The 17,974-nt window shown below is 63.3% G+C and carries 16 protein-coding genes and 1 riboswitch; of the genes, 13 read left to right on the forward strand and 3 right to left on the reverse strand.

Annotation, left to right across the window (positions count from 1 at the left end; translation table 11 throughout):
* The first annotated feature begins 23 nt into the window (after positions 1–23).
* Positions 24–704 (forward strand): NAD(P)H-binding protein, encoded by a 681-nt coding sequence (locus tag AC3IR3_RS18920; protein ID WP_489194413.1) that lies wholly within the window; start codon positions 24–26, stop codon positions 702–704.
* Positions 705–777: 73 nt separating this feature from the next.
* Here the strand turns inward: AC3IR3_RS18920 and AC3IR3_RS18925 are convergent, their stop codons facing one another.
* Both AC3IR3_RS18925 and AC3IR3_RS18930 read right to left on the reverse strand, forming a co-directional pair.
* Positions 778–2,421: a methyl-accepting chemotaxis protein gene (locus AC3IR3_RS18925; protein ID WP_489196972.1), complete on the reverse strand. Its 1,644-nt coding sequence runs from the start codon at positions 2,419–2,421 to the stop codon at positions 778–780.
* Between the two features lie 98 nt (positions 2,422–2,519).
* The gene (locus tag AC3IR3_RS18930) at positions 2,520–5,210 is read right to left on the reverse strand and encodes a family 78 glycoside hydrolase catalytic domain (protein ID WP_489194415.1); all 2,691 of its coding nucleotides are present in this window, start codon (positions 5,208–5,210) and stop codon (positions 2,520–2,522) included.
* Positions 5,211–5,326: 116 nt separating this feature from the next.
* Here AC3IR3_RS18930 and AC3IR3_RS18935 point away from each other — a divergent pair, with 116 nt between their 5' ends.
* The 11 genes from AC3IR3_RS18935 (at position 5,327) to AC3IR3_RS18985 (ending at position 16,979) form a co-directional block, all read left to right on the forward strand.
* Positions 5,327–6,400 carry a catalase family peroxidase gene (locus AC3IR3_RS18935; RefSeq protein ID WP_489194417.1) on the forward strand — a complete coding sequence of 358 codons (1,074 nt, stop codon included), beginning with the start codon at positions 5,327–5,329 and terminating at the stop codon, positions 6,398–6,400.
* The gene (locus AC3IR3_RS18940) at positions 6,397–6,951 is read left to right on the forward strand and encodes a cytochrome b (RefSeq protein ID WP_489194419.1); all 555 of its coding nucleotides are present in this window, start codon (positions 6,397–6,399) and stop codon (positions 6,949–6,951) included. The genes AC3IR3_RS18935 and AC3IR3_RS18940 overlap by 4 nt, the downstream gene beginning before the upstream one ends.
* A 46-nt stretch (positions 6,952–6,997) precedes the next feature.
* Positions 6,998–7,558 carry a DUF2501 domain-containing protein gene (locus AC3IR3_RS18945; protein WP_489194421.1) on the forward strand — a complete coding sequence of 187 codons (561 nt, stop codon included), beginning with the start codon at positions 6,998–7,000 and terminating at the stop codon, positions 7,556–7,558.
* A 186-nt stretch (positions 7,559–7,744) separates the two neighbouring features.
* Positions 7,745–7,956: riboswitch (cobalamin riboswitch) on the forward strand.
* A gap of 319 nt (positions 7,957–8,275) precedes the next feature.
* Positions 8,276–10,633: a ribonucleoside-diphosphate reductase subunit alpha gene (locus AC3IR3_RS18950; protein ID WP_489196973.1), complete on the forward strand. Its 2,358-nt coding sequence runs from the start codon at positions 8,276–8,278 to the stop codon at positions 10,631–10,633.
* A 191-nt stretch (positions 10,634–10,824) separates the two neighbouring features.
* Positions 10,825–11,853, forward strand: coding sequence for a ribonucleotide-diphosphate reductase subunit beta (locus AC3IR3_RS18955; protein WP_132145886.1), 1,029 nt, complete (start codon positions 10,825–10,827; stop codon positions 11,851–11,853).
* Positions 11,854–12,041: 188 nt separating this feature from the next.
* Entirely contained in the window at positions 12,042–12,431 is a 390-nt protein-coding gene (locus AC3IR3_RS18960; protein ID WP_489194423.1) for an acyl-CoA thioesterase, read from the forward strand.
* Between the two features lie 85 nt (positions 12,432–12,516).
* The gene (locus tag AC3IR3_RS18965; protein WP_489194425.1) at positions 12,517–12,963 is read left to right on the forward strand and encodes a MerR family transcriptional regulator; all 447 of its coding nucleotides are present in this window, start codon (positions 12,517–12,519) and stop codon (positions 12,961–12,963) included.
* Positions 12,960–13,952: an aldo/keto reductase gene (locus AC3IR3_RS18970; protein WP_489194427.1), complete on the forward strand. Its 993-nt coding sequence runs from the start codon at positions 12,960–12,962 to the stop codon at positions 13,950–13,952. Before AC3IR3_RS18965 ends, AC3IR3_RS18970 begins: the two co-directional genes overlap by 4 nt.
* 46 nt (positions 13,953–13,998) lie before the next feature.
* Positions 13,999–14,826, forward strand: a complete 828-nt coding sequence (gene queF / locus AC3IR3_RS18975) for an NADPH-dependent 7-cyano-7-deazaguanine reductase QueF (protein ID WP_489194429.1) — start codon at positions 13,999–14,001, stop codon at positions 14,824–14,826.
* A 127-nt stretch (positions 14,827–14,953) separates the two neighbouring features.
* On the forward strand, positions 14,954–15,532 hold the full coding sequence (locus tag AC3IR3_RS18980) for a hypothetical protein (RefSeq protein ID WP_489194431.1): 579 nt from the start codon (positions 14,954–14,956) through the stop codon (positions 15,530–15,532).
* Between the two features lie 86 nt (positions 15,533–15,618).
* Positions 15,619–16,979 (forward strand): IS3 family transposase gene (locus AC3IR3_RS18985; protein WP_489193317.1). Its coding sequence is split into 2 segments (ribosomal slippage): positions 15,619–16,090 and positions 16,090–16,979, totalling 1,362 coding nucleotides; the frame shifts between segments, so codons are not numbered across the junction.
* Positions 16,980–17,029: 50 nt separating this feature from the next.
* On the opposite strand, the gene AC3IR3_RS18990 is transcribed toward AC3IR3_RS18985, so the two are convergent.
* Entirely contained in the window at positions 17,030–17,413 is a 384-nt protein-coding gene (locus AC3IR3_RS18990) for a response regulator (RefSeq protein ID WP_489194432.1), read from the reverse strand.
* A 291-nt stretch (positions 17,414–17,704) separates the two neighbouring features.
* Between AC3IR3_RS18990 and AC3IR3_RS18995 the strand changes: the two genes are divergently transcribed.
* Entirely contained in the window at positions 17,705–17,908 is a 204-nt protein-coding gene (locus tag AC3IR3_RS18995) for a CsbD family protein (RefSeq protein WP_132145900.1), read from the forward strand.
* The last annotated feature ends 66 nt before the right edge of the window (positions 17,909–17,974 follow it).

Consider the following 17,974-nt stretch of genomic DNA (forward strand, 5'->3'; position numbering starts at 1 on the left):
TCCCACGATCCCGGAAGCGAACCATGTCGAAGCAACTCAATGTCCTTGTCTTCGGCGCGACCGGGATGGTCGGCCAAGGCGTCCTGCGCGAATGCCTGCTCGACCGGGACGTCGCGAAAGTCGCTGCCGTGGGCCGCACGCCCACGGGAAAGAACGATGCAAAGTTCGCCGATATCGTTGTGACGGACATGACGAACTATGCCAGCGTCGAGGATCGGCTGACCGGCTACGACGCCTGCTTCTTCTGTCTTGGCGTGTCGTCTGTCGGTATGAACGAAGAGACATACACGAAGCTTACTTACGACCTGACGATGGCCGCTGCGACCACGCTGGCGAGACTGAATCCGGACATGACCTTCGTCTACGTGACGGGTGCGGGAACCGACAGCACGGAGAAAGGACAAAGCATGTGGGCGCGCGTGAAGGGGCGCACCGAGAATGCGCTGCTCGCGCTGCCGTTCCGCGCCGCATACATGTTCCGGCCCGGCGGCATCGAGCCCATGAATGGCGAAGTCCCCAAGACCGCCAGCGTTCGCTGGATCTATTACCTGATGCGTCCGGTGTTCCCGCTACTGACGAAGATGCTGCCGAAATACATCACGACGACGGAGCGCATGGGGCGGGCGATGCTGAGGGTGGCGCGGGATGGCAATGCGACGCATATCGTCGATATCGACGATATCAATCGGCTGGGGTTGATGTAGACAGCCTCGTCTTCGCTTCGTAGGCTTTCGCTTGCCTGCGCGCGAAAGCCTACGAAGCGAAGAAGCAAAACCCTCAAGCCTCAGCCAACTCCCCAAAGCTCATATCGTGAGCGTGGTCGATAACGCGCTTCACCTCGTGCGACACATCGTCGACCACGAAAAACGCCATCTGCTCGCTCAGCACGACAGCCTGATCCTGCATCGATTTGGCGGCCGCGGCCGCCTCTTCAACCAGCGCCGCGTTCTCCTGCGTCACCTGATCGATCTGCGCGATCGCGATATTCACCTGATCGACGCCCGCCGACTGTTCCTGACTGGCCGCCGCGATTTCGGCGACGATGTCCGTCACCTTCTTTACGCTGGCAACGATACCGGTCAGCGCTTCTGCCGACTGTTTTACCAGCGCGCTGCCGACTTCGACACGCTCGCCACTTTCCGCGATCAGACGCTTGATGTCGCGCGATGCCGCCGCGCTCGACTGGGCCAGGCGTCGCACTTCCGCCGCCACGACCGCGAAACCGCGCCCCTGTTCGCCGGCACGCGCCGCTTCGACAGCCGCATTCAACGCCAGCAGGTTGGTCTGGAACGCGATCTCGTCGATCAGGCTCACGATGTCGCCAATGCGCCGGCTGGAATCGCCGATGTCGGTCATCGCCACCATGGCCTGAGCGGCCACGTCGCCGCCACGCTCCGCCTGGACCTGCGCACCGCGGGACAGACGATCGGCCTGACCCGCGTTCTCGGCGTTCTGCTTCACCGTCGCCGTCATTTCCTCCATCGAGGCCGCCGTCTCTTCCAGGCTCGACGCCTGCTCCTGCGTGCGGCGCGACAGATCGTCGTTGCCGCGCGACAACTGCAGCGCCGTGGTCGACACCACATGGGCGCCTTGCTGTACTTCCGCCACGATGGTGGCCAGCCGTCCGCGCATGCGATCCAGCGACTCCAGCAGGCTGCCCGGCCCGAAACCCTTGCGACCGTCGTCGCGCAGGTCGCCATCGGCGATGCGCCCCGCGATCGTCACGGCATGGGCGGGTTCGCCGCCAATGGTGTCGCGAATACTTTGCATCGAAAACCACACCACCAGCATGACCAGCAGCGCGATCACACCGGATCGTTCCAGGCTGGCGATGAGATCCGTGCGGAACTCCGCATCGATGTCGACGAAGTACGCGCCCGAGATGAAGTGCATATCCCAGGGCTTGTACCACTCCGAATAGCTGATCTTGTCGCGCTGTTCGTTGGTCTTGGGTATCAGCTGCGTATAGCGGGTCAGTCCGTGGCCATCCTTCGCGTCCGCATCGAGCATCGCCACGTAATGGTGGAAACCCTTCGCATCGGCGTCGTCGCGGATGCTCTTCCCTACCTGATCCGTGCGCAGCGGATGCATCAGCAACTTCACGTCCGAATCGAAGGCGAAGACGTAGCCGGTGCCGTCGTCCCAGCGCATCGCGCCGATGGCATGCAATGCCTGCTTGCGCGCCTCCGCATCGGTCATCTCGCCCTTGACGGCGCGCTGGCGGAAGTCGTCCGCTATGGCGGTCGCCGACTGCACCTGATTCTGCAGCGAGTCCGCCAGGGTGCGCATCTGGGTGGTGCGCCCCTGCACCACCGAGACCACGCTCAACGTCACCAGACCGGCCACGACTATCGTCATGACCAGCCAGACACGCGTGTTAAGCGTCGTGCGACCAAACCAACCGCGAATACCGGACAACATTGTCATACCCCGAGAACTGCATGTCGGAGACCGAATGGCCCCGTCCCGGTCTTAGCGGCCCTCGCCCGGGAAACTTTACGGGGCAAATGTGAAGACGTTCACAAAGAACTCACGATGCGATGCACGCCCGAGCCCATCCGCGCGCAAAAGTCCGCGCCGCACCGCTCCGGGACAAGCATCGTCCCGTTGTCGCGCCAAGGGGAACCCTGCCCGGCGGGGAGGCGCACGAGCGCGGTAACGCCGACGGGCACGCGCAGATCGACGGTCAGACCGCCAGGTCCTCGTTGCCAGGCCACCGCCACATCGCCGTAAGGCGTTCTCGTTTTCGCTTCCGCTCTGTCGAGCCAGGCGACGAGAGCCGGCCGGACTTCGATGCGTTCCCAACCGGGCGCAAGCGGCCGCAGTCCGGCGACATCCTCGTAAAGCCAGTCGTCGATCGTGCCCAGAAAATAGTGACCGCGAGACCGCGATGCCAGTTTCCAGTGCTCCCACAGACTGGTCGCGCCGTTGGCCTTCCAGAATCCCCAGCTGGGGAAGGTCGTCTGCGTGGCGACCGACCACGCCACATCGGCATGACCGGTCGCGGTCAGCACAGGCAGGATGATCTTCGTGGCCAGCGCACCGGTATCCAGATGGTTGTCGCGTGCCCTGACGTCCGCGACCAGACCGTTCGCTATGCGCTCGCGCTGGTCGTCCGGAGCGAGACCGAAGGCCAGTGCCAGCAACTGATGTGCCTGCCGATAGTCCTTGTCGCCCGTACCGCGATAGCGTCCGGCCGTCGTGTCGTAGAACGTGGCGTTGAAGGCGGTGCGAATGCGAGCCGCCATACCGTCGAATGCCGTCGCCGCCGCTTTGTCGCCAAGCGCGCGCTCGATATCGCTCATCGCGCGCGCCATGCGATATAGGTACGCCGTCGCCGCCACGCGCTTGTCTTCCGGCGCGTTCTCGCCGCCGGGATCGGTTTCGGGGCTTACCCAGTCGCCGAGTTCGGTATCTGCGATATCGCCCGGCGAACGCGCCTCCTCCATGCGCACGTACTTTGCCATGCCGTCCACATGGTCGGCCAGCACGCGCCGGTCGCCGCGATACATATAAAGAGACCATGGCACGAGCACGTATGCCGCGTGCCAGGTCGGCGCGCGCACGTTGCCCCAGCCGGGATTGGGCGCGATCAGCAGCGGTGCGCCGTCCGCGCTCCGGGTGTCCTCGATGTCCTGTACCCACTTGGCCAGCAATGCGCCCGCATCGAAGTTGCGCAGGAACATGTCCGCGCCGAGCATCCCGTCGCCCGTCCAGCCGTTTTTCTCGTACATGGGCGTGTCGGTCGGAATGCCATGGAGATTGTTGAGCATCGTGTCGACCGCGGCGGTGTGTATCCAGTTCAGCAGCTCGTTCGAGCCTTCGAAATGGCCGGTACGTTCGACATCGGTGTGGACGACCTGTGCCGTCACGGCGTCCGTCGGCGGTCGACCCTTCGGCCAGCCATCGACCTGCACATAACGAAAGCCCTTGTACGAGAAACGGGGATGCCAGCGTTCGACGCCTCGTCCGGCGAGCGTGAAACGGTCGGTCTGGAAGCCGTTCCTGAAGTAATGATGTTCGTCGCGTGCATCCACCGTGCCGTCGGGCAGCAGCTTTTCGCCGTAGATGGCGGTAAGCGTCGTTCCCGTGGGCGCCTGCGCCGCAAACGTCGCCCAACCGGCGATCACGCGCGGGAAAGCGAATACATAGGTACCGGGCTTTGGCTCGGTGACCGCGATAGCGCGCAGCGTATCCACGATGCGAATCGGCGGCTGCGACTGCGCGACAAGCTTCCCCTTCGGTGCGTCGACCTCCACTGCGTCGCGCCACGCTACGTCGTCGAAACCGACAGTGTCGTAACCCAACTGCGACTTGCGTGCGTCATAGGTTTCGCCACCGTAGAGATCGTCCAGCAACGTCGGACCGTCCGCGATCCGCCAACTGCGATCGGTAACGACGTCCTGCGTGTGTCCGTCGGCATAAGTCAGACGCAATACGGCACGTACGCGCGGCTCGCCATGCCAGGGCGCACGCTCCCAGTGCCAGACGTTCGGATTGGTCATGCCGTAGAAGCCCCGCCCCAGTTCCATGGCCATGACGTTCTCGCCGGCATGCAGCCGTTGCGTCACGTCGGTAGCGGTGTACTGGACGCGCTTGCCGTAATCGGTGAAACCGGGCGACAGCACCGCATCGCTTGCGGGCACGCCATCGATCGCGACATCCGCGTAGCCACCCGCCGCAACGTACAGTGCAGCATGCTTTAGTCCGCCATCCACACGAAAGGATTTGCGCAGCAGTGGCGCGGCCGTCGAGCCGCCGTCGCCCTTGCCGATCCAGCGCGATACGCCCCAGTCCTCGAGGCCGGTATCGAAGTACGACGCCACGGTAGCGGTGCCCGCCGAGGTTTCGACGGTCACGTCCCAGTAATAGCGTGTCGCGGGTTTCAGCGCCGGACCGGCGTATTCATGCCCGTAAGGACTGGGCGAAACCACGCGCCCGCTATCCCACGCGTTGCCGGGACGATGACTGTCCGTACTCACCCGAAGGCGCCAGGCGATCTGCACGGTGTCGTTGGGAGCCTCTTCGACGAACCACGAAAAACGCGGTTGCGCCACGTCGGTCATCGGCGTATCGGTGTATTCCACACGCGGATGCGTCAGGGTAACGGCCTGCGCCGTGGACAACGCCGAAAGCGCCAGCGCCGCGAGGACGCGCGAAACCACAGGATTGTGCATGAAACCCCAGCCGTGACCGCCGATGCCACGCATCGGCTAACCCGTCGATCCTAGCGGCGGGGTCCGGCCACGGGAAAGGCCGTGGGTCACGAAAGCAAATGCGGCACTCGCCGGTCAATTGAAGGTCATCTCACGCGGAGCCTTGCGCAATGCCTATCCAAACGCCGTCCAGACCTCCGCTCGATCCGCGACGACGCGTGCTGCGCTTCGCCGCGATAGGTGGCGTCGCGATCGTCTCGGTAGCAGCCTTCGGTTACGTCGGGGGATGGCTGGCGCCGCATCGACTCACGCCCGAACGTATCGTCGATGCGCTCCAGCACAACGGCGGCGACCATCCCGGCTTCCGACGCAACCACGCCAAAGGTGTTTGCGTGACAGGCGTGTTCGAAGGCAGCGGTGCCGCGGCAAACCTGTCGACGGCCAGCGTCTTCGAACAAGGCCAGCAGACACCCGTACTGGGACGCCTCGCCCTGCCCGGCGGCAATCCCTATGCACCCGACGGCAGTATTCCGATCCGGAGCTTCGCACTGCGTTTCGCGCTACCGGACGGGCAGCAGTGGCGCACGGGGATGAATGCCATGCCGGTCTTCCCGGTGTCCACGCCCCAAGCCTTCTACGATCAGCAACTGGCCACCGCGGCGGACCCTTCCACGGGTAAACCCGATCCGAGGAAGGTCGCCGCGTTCTTTGCGGCCCACCCCGAGACCAAGCCATTCCTTACCTGGGTGAAGACCGCGAGGCCGTCCGCCAGCTATGCGACGGAGGCTTATTCGTCGATCAACTCCTTCTACTTCGTCGACGGCAAGGGCGATAAGCAGGCGGTCCGCTGGGCGTTGATCCCCGAGGCCACCGATGCCGCCCCCGGCCCGGCAGGCGATCCGGATTACCTCGCCGCCGACCTCGTCAGGCGTCTGGCCGCCGGTCCATTGCGCTGGCATCTTCTGGTGACACTGGCTGCCCCCGGCGACGCGATCGACGACGCCGCTCAGGCGTGGTCGCCCGACCACAAGCAGATCGACGCCGGCACGCTCACCGTGCAGGCGACCGAGCCCCAGGACAGCGGCCCCTGCCGCGACGTCAACTACGACCCATTAGTGTTGCCCGCCGGCATCGAGGGCTCGAACGACCCGCTGCTCGCGGCGCGCTCCGCCGCTTACGCCGATTCGTATCGTCGACGGACGACCGAGGAAGCCCGTGGCCTGACAAAGGAGGGTGCACGATGAACACCCGTGCCGACATGTTCCATCCGCTCGCCCGTGCGCTGCACTGGCTGATGGCGATCATGATCCTGTCCATGCTGTTCATCGGCGCGGGCATGGTCGCGTCGGTGTCCGAACGGCACGAAACGCTGATCCACATCCACAAGCCGCTGGGCATCGCGATTCTTATCCTCGCGATCCTGCGTATCGCCATCCGCCTTCGCCACCGTCCGCCTCCGCTGCCCGCCGATCTGCCCCTGTGGCAGAAACTCGCCGCGTACGGATCGCACCTGTTGCTGTATGCACTGATGATCGCGATGCCTCTGATCGGCTGGGCAATGGTGTCGGCGAGCGGCGAGCCGGTGATGCTGAGCGCGTCGCTACGGCTGCCGTCCATCCTGTCCGCGAATCCGGTCGCTTTCGCCTGGCTGCGCGCCGCGCACGGGTATCTTGCCTACCTGCTGTTCCTGACCGTCGTCGTGCATGTCAGCGCCGCGCTCTATCACGGCCTGATCCGCCGGGATGGCGTGCTGCGATCCATGACCGGTCCCGTGCGGACGGACACATCCGGCTAACATTCGCGGAGTTACTTATGGGCTCCCTTGAAGCAGGAGCTCCGCCATGAAACCGTCCAGCAGCCTGTCGTATCTTGCCTTTGCGCTCGTCCTGGCCACCGGCTCCGCGTCGGCCCAGAACCTCGACCAACTGAAGGGCATGGTGGGCGGAAACTCCGCCTCGTCGCTGACCTCCGGTAGCGCGACCAATGCGGCGGGCATCATCCAGTACTGCCTGAAGAACAACTTCCTGGGCGGCGACAGCGGCGCCTCGTCCGTGAAGGACAAGCTCCTGGGCTCCGTCACGGGCGATACGAAAGCCGCCGGCAACGACAGCGGGTCCGGCTCGGCAACCGACAAACTTATGGGCAAATACGGCATCGGCGGCAAGTCGTCTTCGTCGTCGGCCACGAAGGACAAGGGCTATACCGATGGCGCCAACGGCATCCTGAAGACGGGCGACGGGAAGAGCGTCGACCTGGGATCGCTGGGTAGCGGCAGCACCAAGGGCCTGAGCCTTGGCTCGCTTGGCGGCGGCTCCAGCTCGGGCGGCGACCTGAAGCAGCAGCTGACCCAGAAGGTCTGCGACAAGGTGCTGTCGCAGGGTAAGTCGATGATCGGGATGTAACAGACCCGACGAAGCGGCGCGGGACGACCCACGCCATGCCGAAAAAACCGGTCGAAAATACTTGAGATTTTCGACCGGTTCTGGGCCTTTCCCGCCCGTGAAACCATTGAAAAATTCGTTCCGAAGCCCAATCAATGACATAGGCCGAACACACTACATCTTGTGTTGACCTGACTGTCGCCCGCCTATATCGTGTGCCTCGTTGGTGTCCGTCCAGACGCGGCTGTCGGTCGGACTTAAAAGGGAATCCCGGTGTAAATCCGGAACTGCCCCGCAGCGGTAAGTGGGAACGATCCTGTCAATGCACTGGTCCTCAGGGGGCTGGGAAGCGACAGGTAGGCGGATCGAAAGGTCCATGCCCACGAAGTCCGAAGACCTGCCAGCGACCGCCGCCCGATCGGCGACGGTAGTGGTGACGACCTCCGCGGGGAGGGACGTCGCGGCGCGGAGCCCTCAGGGTGTCCGCCCTCGACCTGTCCGCGAAGCTCACCCGGTTACTCGCCCTGCGCGTGGGAGCAGGCAAGCTTTCCTGGCCATGGGGCAAGCCTAAAAATGACAACAACAATGGATTCCTCCGCGCGCGAGCGCACCGCATCGCCGGCCGACGCCGCAGCGACTCCTTCCAGCAACGACAAGGCTCCGGCCGCCGGTTACAAGACCAGCGCCGAGCGTCCCGCACCGGACTTCACCCTGACTCCTCCGCACAACCCCGGCCAGATGCGCGTCACCAAGCGCAACGGTGGCCATGAAACCGTCGACGTCAACAAGATCGTGCGCGCGGTGACTCGCAGCGCCGACGGCCTCTTCGCCGTCGACCCGATGCGTGTCGCCCTCAAGACCATCGGTGGTCTGTACGACGGCGCCACCACGCAGGAACTCGACCAGCTTTCGATCCGCACCTCGGCCGCGCTCACCGCCGAGGAACCGGAATACGGCCAGCTGGCAGCGCGTCTGTTGTCGGCATTCGTCGACAAGGAAGTGTCGGGCCAGGAGATCCAGTCGTTCTCGCAGTCGATCCTGCGCGGTCACGAGCTGGGCATCCTGAACGACCGCCTGCGCGACTTCGTCGCGATCAACTCGCGCAAGCTCAACGACGCCATCGACACGCACGCCTCGCGCCGCTTCGAATACTTCGGCCTGCGCACGGTGTACGACCGTTATCTTCTGCGCCATCCGCAGAAGCGCACCGTGATCGAAACGCCGCAGTATTTCTTCATGCGCATCGCGTGCGCGCTGGGCGGCAACGACATCGGCGAAACGCTGGAGCTGTACAAGCTGCTGTCGTCGCTGGAATACCTCGCCAGCTCGCCCACGCTGTTCAACGCCGGCACCGCGCACGAGCAGCTGTCTTCGTGCTTCCTGCTCGATTCGCCACTGGACGCGCTGGAAAGCATCTACCAGAAGTACGGCGACGTCGCGCAGCTGTCCAAGTTCGCCGGCGGCATCGGTCTGGCGTACTCGCGCATCCGTTCGCGCGGTTCGCTGATCAAGGGCACCAACGGTCATTCGAACGGCCTCGTGCCGTGGCTGAAGACCCTCGACGCTTCCGTCGCCGCCGTGAACCAGGGTGGCAAGCGCAAGGGCGCCGCATGCGTTTACCTGGAATCGTGGCACGCGGATATCGAGGAATTCCTCGAGCTGCGCGAGAACACCGGCGACGATGCGCGCCGCACGCATAACCTCAATCTCGCCAACTGGGTTCCCGACCTTTTCATGCGTCGCGTCGAAACCGATGGCGACTGGTCGCTGTTCGACCCGAAGATCGTGCCGCACTTCGTCGACACGTGGGGCGAGACGTTCGATGCCGCGTACGCGAAAGCGGAAGCCGACGGCCTCGCCGTAAAGACGGTGAAGGCGCGCGAGCTTTACGCCCGCATGCTGCGTTCGCTGGCCCAGACCGGCAACGGCTGGATGACGTTCAAGGATCGCTCGAACGCCACCAGCAACCAGACCGCGAAGCCGGAAAACGTCATCCATCTGTCGAACCTGTGCACCGAGATTCTGGAAGTCACGTCGGCCGACGAAACGGCCGTGTGCAACTTGGGCTCGATCAACCTGTCGCGCCATGTTGTCGACGGTCAGTTCGATTACGAAAAGCTCGCCTCCACGGTGCGTATCGCCGTGCGCCAGCTCGACCGCGTCATCGACCTGAACTTCTATCCGATCTCCACCGCGAAGACGGCGAACGTGAAGTGGCGTCCGGTCGGCCTGGGCGTGATGGGCCTGCAGGACGTCTTCTTCAAGCTGCGCCTGCCGTTCGACTCGGCCGAGGCACTCGCGCTGTCGACCCGCATCGCCGAAGAGATCTATTTCAATGCGCTGACGATGTCGAACGAGATCGCCGAACGCGAAGGCGCGCATCCGGGCTTCTCCGAAACGCGCGCCGCCAACGGCGACATGCAGTTCGACTACTGGCCGCAGGCCAGGCCGAATGGCAAGGACGACCGCTGGACCGCACTGCGCGAAAAGATCAAGGCACACGGTCTGCGCAACTCGCTGCTGATCGCCATCGCGCCGACCGCGACCATCGCGTCCATCGCCGGTTGCTACGAGTGCATCGAGCCGCAGGTGTCGAACCTGTTCAAGCGCGAAACGCTGTCGGGCGACTTCCTGGTGGTGAACCGCTACCTCGTCGAAGAACTGAAGACACTAGGCCTGTGGACCGCCGATGTGCGTGACGCGATCAAGCTCGCCGAAGGTTCGGTACAGGGCATCGCATCGATCCCCGCCGCGCTGCGCGAGGTGTATCGCACCACGTGGGAACTGCCGCAGAAGGCCCTCATCGACCTCGCCGCCGCACGCGGCGCGTACATCGACCAGAGCCAGTCGCTGAACCTGTTCATGGAAAATCCGAACATCGGGCAACTGTCGTCCATGTACATGTACGCATGGAAGTCGGGCATCAAGACGACGTATTACCTGCGTTCCCGCCCGGCCACGCGCATCCAGAAGACCACGGTGTCGTCCGGCGCCGCCGTCGCACCGATCGCACCCGTCGTCGATGCACAGGAAGAAGCCACGGCCGCGGTGTTCTGCTCGCTCGAGAACCCCGAGTACTGCGAAGCCTGTCAGTAAGTAAGAGCGGGGGTGGGGGCTGGGAAGTGGGGGCGCGGCGTCGAACGCCCGAGGGTGCTGGTAACGTCACGCAGGCCGTGATTCCGCCGGACGGTTCCAGCCCTATCGGGCGATCGCCGGAAATGCGCCCCCACTTCCCACCTCCAACCCCCGCTTCAAAGCCACACCCCGAATTGCCCTGAGGTTCACCCATGTCCGCAGCTCCGATCTCCCGCGATACCAACATTCTCGACCCCGGCTTCGAGCTGACCCTGCGGCCGATGAAATATCCGCAGTTCTACGAGATGTACCGCGCCGCGATCCGCAACACGTGGACCGTCGAGGAAGTCGACTTCTCACTGGATACCTCGGACCTGACGACCAAGATGTCCGACGCGGACCGTCACCTCATCCATCGTCTGGTGGCGTTCTTCGCCACGGGCGATTCGATCGTGTCGAACAACCTCGTGCTGAATTTGTACCAGCACGTGAACTCGCCCGAAGCGCGCATGTACCTGTCGCGCCAGCTGTACGAGGAAGCGCTGCACGTGCAGTTCTACCTCACGCTGCTCGATACCTATATCCCTGAGCCGTCCGAGCGCAACAAGGCGTTCGCCGCGATCGAGAGCATCCCCTCGATCCGCCAGAAGGGCGAGTTCTGCTTCAAGTGGATCGATTCCATCCAGAACCTCAACCGTCTGGAAACGCGCGAACACCGCCGTCAGTTCCTGCTCAACCTGATCTGCTTCGCCGCGTGCATCGAAGGCCTGTTCTTCTTCGCCGCGTTCGCCTACGTCTACTACCTGCGCTCGCGCGGCCTGCTGCACGGTCTCGCGTCGGGTACCAACTGGGTGTTCCGCGACGAATCCGGCCACATGGCGTTCGCGTTCGAAGTGGTCCGCACCGTGCGCGAGCAGGAACCGGATCTGTTCGACGACGAGATGCGCGCTCAGGTCGAAGCGATGATGGAAGATGCCATCGCATGCGAAACGCAGTTCGCGGCCGACGTGCTTTCGGGCGGCGTGGCCGGCCTGTCGGTCAACGACATGCGCCAGTACCTCGAATATTGCGCCGACCAGCGCCTGGTCCAGCTCGACATGCCGAAGAAGTACGGCGCGAAGAATCCGTTCGACTTCATGGATCTGCAGGACGTGCAGGAACTGACGAACTTCTTCGAGCGCCGCGTCTCGTCGTACCAGGTCGGCGTGCAGGGCGAAGTGACGTTCGACGCGTCGTTCTGATCCATCGGATTTCGTGACACCGAAAAGGCCCGTTCCTGCGCTGCAGGGGCGGGCCTTTTTCTTGCCCCTTCGCTTTTGCTTTGCGTAGGAGCCCGCTTGCGGGCTCCTACAACCGATGGCCGGACGGGTGGCACGAAGCGTGTGCGTCGCCCACAATGTCGCAACGCACAACGAAAAGGCCGACGCCCATGGCATCCCCCTCGAATCCCACCGAAGCCCGTCTCCTCGAAATCGTCTTCCCCGACCACACCAACCACCTCGGCACGCTTTTCGGCGGACAGGCACTGGCATGGATGGATAAGGCGGCGTTCCTCGCGGCATCGCGGTATTCGCGCCAGATCGTCGTCACTGCCCGCTCGGAGCAGGTCGATTTCCACGTGCCCGTGCGCAAGGGGCAGATGGTCGAACTCATCGCCACAGTCGTCAGCGTCGGGCGCACGTCCATGAAGATCGACGTCGCCATGTTCACCGAAGACCTCATCTCCGGCGCGCGCGAACTCTGCACGCGCGGTACGTTCACGATGATCGCGCTGGACGCCGACCACAAGCCGACACCCGTACACCCGTTACCGGTGTGAAACGGATTTAAGGGCAATCCCACGTGAAAATCGTTTCATCCTGAAGGGTTGACTTAGAGCGCACTCGAAGGCGTATCGTCTTCGCATGCCCACCTTTCTCAGCATCCGTGAAGCCGCTCTCGCCACCGGTCTCACCGCGCATACGCTGCGCTATTACGAACAGATCGGCCTGATCGATCCGGTTCCCCGTCGCTCCGGCCAGCGCGTCTACGGCGAGCCGGAAATGGCCTGGATCGAGTTCGTGCTGCGCCTGCGCGGCACGGGCATGTCCATGCGCGATATCCAGGTATACGCGGAGCTGCGCCGTGCAGGCGAGACCCCCGAGAACGTACGCCTGAAAGGCGATCTGCTGGCGCGTCATGCGTCGCACATGCGCGGCGAGCTTCAACGGCTCACCGAAACCATCGCCCGGCTCGACGAGAAGATCGCCCTTTACCGGTCCTTCTACGGCCAGTCCGTTCCCGAATCCCCGGAGGAACCGCCCGTCGTGGCGATTCCCCTCTCCCCCTCGAACCGCAGGAGACACGCATGATCACCCGCACACTTGGCCGCAACGGGCCGACGGTTTCCGCTCTGGGCCTTGGCTGCATGGGCATGAGCGAGTTCTATAGCGGCCGCGACGATGCCGAATCGATGGCCACGCTGCAACGGGCCTTCGAGCTCGGTATCGACTTCCTCGATACGTCCGATGCCTATGGCCCGTATACGAATGAGGAACTGGTCGGCAAGGCGATTGCCGGCCGTCGCGAGAAAGTGTTCCTCGCCACGAAATTCGGCATCGTTCGCGATCCGTCGAACGCCAACGCGCGCGGCATCAGCGGCCGGCCGGAGTATGTGAGGACGTCGGTCGAGGGCAGCCTGAAGCGTCTGGGCACCGACTATATCGATCTCTATTACCAGCACCGTGTGGACCGCGACGTGCCGATCGAAGAGACCATCGGCGCCATGGCCGAACTGGTCGTCGAAGGCAAGGTGCGCTATCTCGGCATGTCCGAAGCATCGAGCGCGACGATCGAGCGAGCGCACAAGGTTCATCCGATCACGGCACTGCAGACGGAATATTCGCTCTGGACGCGCGACCCCGAAAGCAACGGCATCCTCGACACCTGCCGCAAGCTTGGCATCGCTTTCGTGGCGTACAGCCCGCTCGGTCGCGGCTTCCTCACCGGTTCCATCACCCGGCCGGAAGACTTCCCGGAGGACGACTATCGCAGAATGAGTCCGCGCTTCCAGGGCGAGAATTTCGCGAAGAACCTACGCCTGGTCGAAAAGGTGCAGGAGTTCGCCAGGGCAAAGGGTTGCACGCCGTCCCAGCTGGCGTTGGCCTGGGTTCTCGCCCAGGGCGACGATATCGTGCCCATTCCCGGGACCAAGCGTCGCAAATACCTGGAAGAGAACGTGGGTGCCATCGACGTGCGCCTGGAACCGGCCGAACTTAAGGAAATCGACGCGATCTTCCCGGCCGACGCGGTCTCGGGCGAACGCTACGTGCCCGCCATGATGGGCAGCCTCAACGGCTGACGCGCCGGTCACGTACAATGGCGGTTCCACCGATTCGCGAACCGCCATGTCGTCCCCCGAACACTCGCCGCTGGGCAAGTCCACCGTCTACGCCGACCGCTACGACGTCAGCCTGCTCTTCCCCATTCCGCGCCAGGGTAAGCGGGACGACATCGGGGTGACCCATCCGCTGCCGTTCCACGGCACGGATGTCTGGAACGGCTACGAGCTTTCCTGGATCGACGACCGCGGCAAACCCGTGGTGGCCGTGGCGGAGTTTCGCGTTCCGGCCACCACCCCGAATATCGTCGAGTCGAAGTCCTTCAAGCTGTACCTCAACAGCTTCGCCCAGGAGCGCATGGCCAGCGCGGACGCCCTGCGTACCGTGCTCGAACGCGACCTGTCGCAAGCAGCCGGCGGACCGGTATCCGTCGTGCTGCGCTCGCCGGGCGACGTCGAAGGCACCCTCATCGCGGAACCCGAAGGCATCCTGCTGGACGCGCAGGAACTGGCCATCGATCATTACGGACCGCCGCGCGCCGATTTCCTCAGCGCCCCGGGCGGCCCCATCGTTACGGAAGCGCTGGTCTCGCACCTGCTGCGGTCGAACTGCCCGGTCACCGGTCAGCCGGACTGGGGCAGCGTGCAGGTCCGCTACACAGGCGCGCCGATCGATCGCGCCGGTCTGCTTCGCTACATCGTTTCCTTCCGCAACCACACCGAATTCCACGAACAGTGCGTCGAGCGCATGTTCATGGATATCTCGCAGCGCTGCGCGCCGCGCGAGCTGACGGTGTATGCGCGCTATACCCGCCGCGGCGGCCTGGATATCAACCCCTTCCGCAGCACCGACCCGACCGCCCGGCCCGCCAATCCACGCGGCGCGCGGCAGTAAATCCAGGGCCGTTCATGCGTACTTCATTGCTATTGCCTTTACTTACGTAGTCTGTAATCTGCCGCGGCCAGGGGAAACCACGCCGCGGTCCCCCGTTTCGTATCGAACGTACCCGGAATCACACGCCATGAAGCTCTCCTTCCGCTCCTCCGTACTCGTCACGGCTACCCTCGCGGGTATGCTGGTCCTTACCGCCTGCGGCAAGAAGGAAGAGCAGCAGCCTGCCGCTCCGGCGCCGTCCTCGACCGCTCCGGCCGCTCCGGCACCGGCCTCCACGGCCCCCGCCGCCGCCAGCACCGCCGCGGCTGCTCCTGCCGCCACCCCGACTGCTGCCCCGGCAGCGCCGGTCGCCACCAGCGAATCGCTGAAGGTCGCGTCCGTCACGCTCGGCAACGCCGTCGGCAACGACAAGAAGGTCGCCAAGGCCAAGACCAGCTTCGTCGCCAGCGACAAGATCATCTACGCCAGTGTCGCCACCGAAGGCACCACCGCCGGTGCCACGCTGACCGCGAAGTGGATCTATCAGGACGGCGACACCGTCACCACGGTAAGCGACATCAGCCAGTCGATCAGCACCGACGGCCCGGCCGTGACGACGTTCAAGATCCAGAATCCGAACGAGTGGCCGGAAGGCAAGTACAAGGTCACCGTCTCGCTGAACGGCCAGGCCGTCGGCAACGAAACGTTCGAAGTGAAGAAGCGCTGATTCCAGCCCCCTGCTTCGACAAAAAAGGGCGCCTCCTGAACTGACCCCCGGAAGTTGGACACCCGTCCAATCTCCGGGGGTTTTTCATGGCGAAGTACGACAAGTCATTCAAGCTAAAGGTCGTCAGGCAGTGCCTGTCGGGGCGCGCGGGCGTTAAAACGGTAGCCCGAACCCACGATCTGACTCATTCGATGGTGAGGCGCTGGGTCGCGAGTTATCAACAACACGGGGCCGCTGGCTTGGCGAGGAAGTTCAGTCGGTATGACGCCCGCTTCAAGTTGGGGGTTTTGCGACGGATCGGGCGCGACGGACTGTCGCTTCAGCAAGCGGCGGCGATCTTTGATATCCGCAATCCCACCCTTATCGCGATTTGGCAGCGCCGCTATGATTCGGAAGGAGTGGGCGCGCTGGCACCCAAGCCCCGAGGACGCCCCAAGGTCATGGCCGCTCCCAAACCGCCCAAACCTACGCCGCTCAAGCCCGACGAAGAGCTCACCCGAGAGGAACTGCTCGATGCGCTGGCAGATTCGCGTGCGGAGCTTGCTTACCTAAAAAAACTCGATGCCTTGATCCAGGAGAAGAAGGCAGCAGCGCAGAAAAAACGCAGCTGATCCTTGGATTGAGGCATAAGCATCCACTTCCCAGGCTGCTAAAGGCAGCCGGGTTGCCGCGCAGCACCTTCTATTACCACCTCAAAGCCCTTGAGGTGGAGGACCCGCATGTCGGTCTCAAAAGGCGGATTCGTTCCATCTACGACCGTCACCGGGGCCGCTATGGCTACCGCCGAGTCGCCGCACAGGTTCGGCAGGATGGCGAGGCGGTCAACCACAAAAAGATCCAGCGACTGATGCAGTCGATGGGTCTCAAATCCTTGGTTCGACCCAAGAAATACCGTTCATATCGAGGCGCGCTCTCGGTCGCTGCGCCCCATATCCTGCAGCGCCAATTCACGGCAGACCAGCCCAACAAGCGGTGGGTCACGGACGTGACCGAGTTCAACGTCCGCGGTGAAAAGCTCTATCTCTCACCGGTCCTGGATCTCTACAACGGCGAAATCGTGGCTTATCAGACATCGCGACGGCCGGTCTTTCAGATGGTCGCCACCATGCTGAAGAAGGCCATCGGGAAGCTGGGGGCTGGCGACACGCCAATACTGCACTCCGACCAGGGCTGGCAGTACCAGATGGCCGCCTACCGGCACGAACTGGCATCACGACAGATCACCCAGAGCATGTCGCGCAAAGGGAATTGCCTCGACAACGCGGCCATGGAAAGCTTCTTCGGCACCCTGAAATCTGAGTTCTTCTATCGTGATCACTTCGACTCGATCGAACAGCTTCAGCACGGTATCCGACGTTACATCCACTACTACAATCACGATCGCATCAAGCTCAAACTAAAAGGCCTGAGCCCGGTTCAGTACCGGACCCAGGCCTTGAGTGCCTAGCGCTCATACTGTCCAACTTCTTGGGGTCAGTTCACCCGGGGCGCCCTTTTTTATGACGTATGTTCTTCGTATGTCACGCGACGTCTCACGGCATCGACGGCTCGACGCAACTGCCTCACATCGTACGGCTTGGGCACCATCGGTGCGGACGCATACGGCTGGGGAATATCGGTGATTCGCAAGCAGGTCGCCACGATGTAGGCGGTGCCGCGACGCTCGAGCGAGTCGAGCACCGGCCAGGCCATCCGCCCTTGCAGATCGAGATCCACCACCGCGAAATCGCATGCTGTGTCGCGCACGGCATCCATGGCACGACCTATCGTACCCACGCTGACCACAACGCGGCATCCCAGACGCGCAAGCACGTCGACCAGTGTGTCTGCCAACAGCAGATTGTCTTCGCAGACCAGCACACGCGGCACGTTCGCTTCCATGACGCCCCCTTTGCCTGGTTCCCCCTGCCGAACCAGCATACGCCAGAAAATTGCGAAGAAACTACCGTGTAACGGCAACTTTGCATCGCTTTTTCGGCTCTTTTCGAATGGATCGACCGGCGATGGCGATGAAAACGATTTCTTCATAACGCAGTCGTGCGCAGGGCTCATGTGCAGATAACGGCAAGGCACGGTGAGACGTCGTCTCACCCCACGCTGACGTGGAATTCAATACGTCGATGCTCGAATCGTTCCCAAGCCGGCCGTCGCCGGCGTACTCCGGAGAGTTCAATGAACGAAGACACCATCAAGGGACAGTGGAAGCAGCTGGCCGGCCGCATGAAGGAGAAGTGGGGCAAGCTGACCGACGACGACCTCAAGATCGCCGAAGGCAATAGCGAATACCTCGCCGGCAAGGTGCAGGAACGTTATGGCGTTGCCAAGGACGAAGCCGAGAAACAGGTCAAGAATTTCCGCAACGACATCGACCGGTAGTACCGGCATCGCGTTACCCCGGCCACCGACGTTCGCCGGCCGGCAAGAACCCGAACCAGGAGATAC

Source organism: Luteibacter sp. GL_149, from assembly GCF_057834065.1.

Bases quoted from the DNA above. Each gene is read 5' to 3' on its own strand.
- AC3IR3_RS18960 (WP_489194423.1), top strand. From the start codon at position 12,042: ATGGCATCCCCCTCGAATCCCACCGAAGCCCGTCTCCTCGAAATCGTC.
- AC3IR3_RS18955 (WP_132145886.1), top strand. From the start codon at position 10,825: ATGTCCGCAGCTCCGATCTCCCGCGATACCAACATTCTCGACCCCGGC.
- AC3IR3_RS18940 (WP_489194419.1), top strand. From the start codon at position 6,397: ATGAACACCCGTGCCGACATGTTCCATCCGCTCGCCCGTGCGCTGCAC.
- AC3IR3_RS18920 (WP_489194413.1), top strand. From the start codon at position 24: ATGTCGAAGCAACTCAATGTCCTTGTCTTCGGCGCGACCGGGATGGTC.
- AC3IR3_RS18925 (WP_489196972.1), bottom strand. From the start codon at position 2,421: ATGTTGTCCGGTATTCGCGGTTGGTTTGGTCGCACGACGCTTAACACG.
- AC3IR3_RS18965 (WP_489194425.1), top strand. From the start codon at position 12,517: ATGCCCACCTTTCTCAGCATCCGTGAAGCCGCTCTCGCCACCGGTCTC.
- AC3IR3_RS18980 (WP_489194431.1), top strand. From the start codon at position 14,954: ATGAAGCTCTCCTTCCGCTCCTCCGTACTCGTCACGGCTACCCTCGCG.
- AC3IR3_RS18945 (WP_489194421.1), top strand. From the start codon at position 6,998: ATGAAACCGTCCAGCAGCCTGTCGTATCTTGCCTTTGCGCTCGTCCTG.
- queF (WP_489194429.1), top strand. From the start codon at position 13,999: ATGTCGTCCCCCGAACACTCGCCGCTGGGCAAGTCCACCGTCTACGCC.
- AC3IR3_RS18990 (WP_489194432.1), bottom strand. From the start codon at position 17,413: ATGGAAGCGAACGTGCCGCGTGTGCTGGTCTGCGAAGACAATCTGCTG.
- AC3IR3_RS18970 (WP_489194427.1), top strand. From the start codon at position 12,960: ATGATCACCCGCACACTTGGCCGCAACGGGCCGACGGTTTCCGCTCTG.
- AC3IR3_RS18930 (WP_489194415.1), bottom strand. From the start codon at position 5,210: ATGCGTGGCATCGGCGGTCACGGCTGGGGTTTCATGCACAATCCTGTG.
- AC3IR3_RS18950 (WP_489196973.1), top strand. From the start codon at position 8,276: ATGCGCGTCACCAAGCGCAACGGTGGCCATGAAACCGTCGACGTCAAC.
- AC3IR3_RS18995 (WP_132145900.1), top strand. From the start codon at position 17,705: ATGAACGAAGACACCATCAAGGGACAGTGGAAGCAGCTGGCCGGCCGC.
- AC3IR3_RS18935 (WP_489194417.1), top strand. From the start codon at position 5,327: ATGCCTATCCAAACGCCGTCCAGACCTCCGCTCGATCCGCGACGACGC.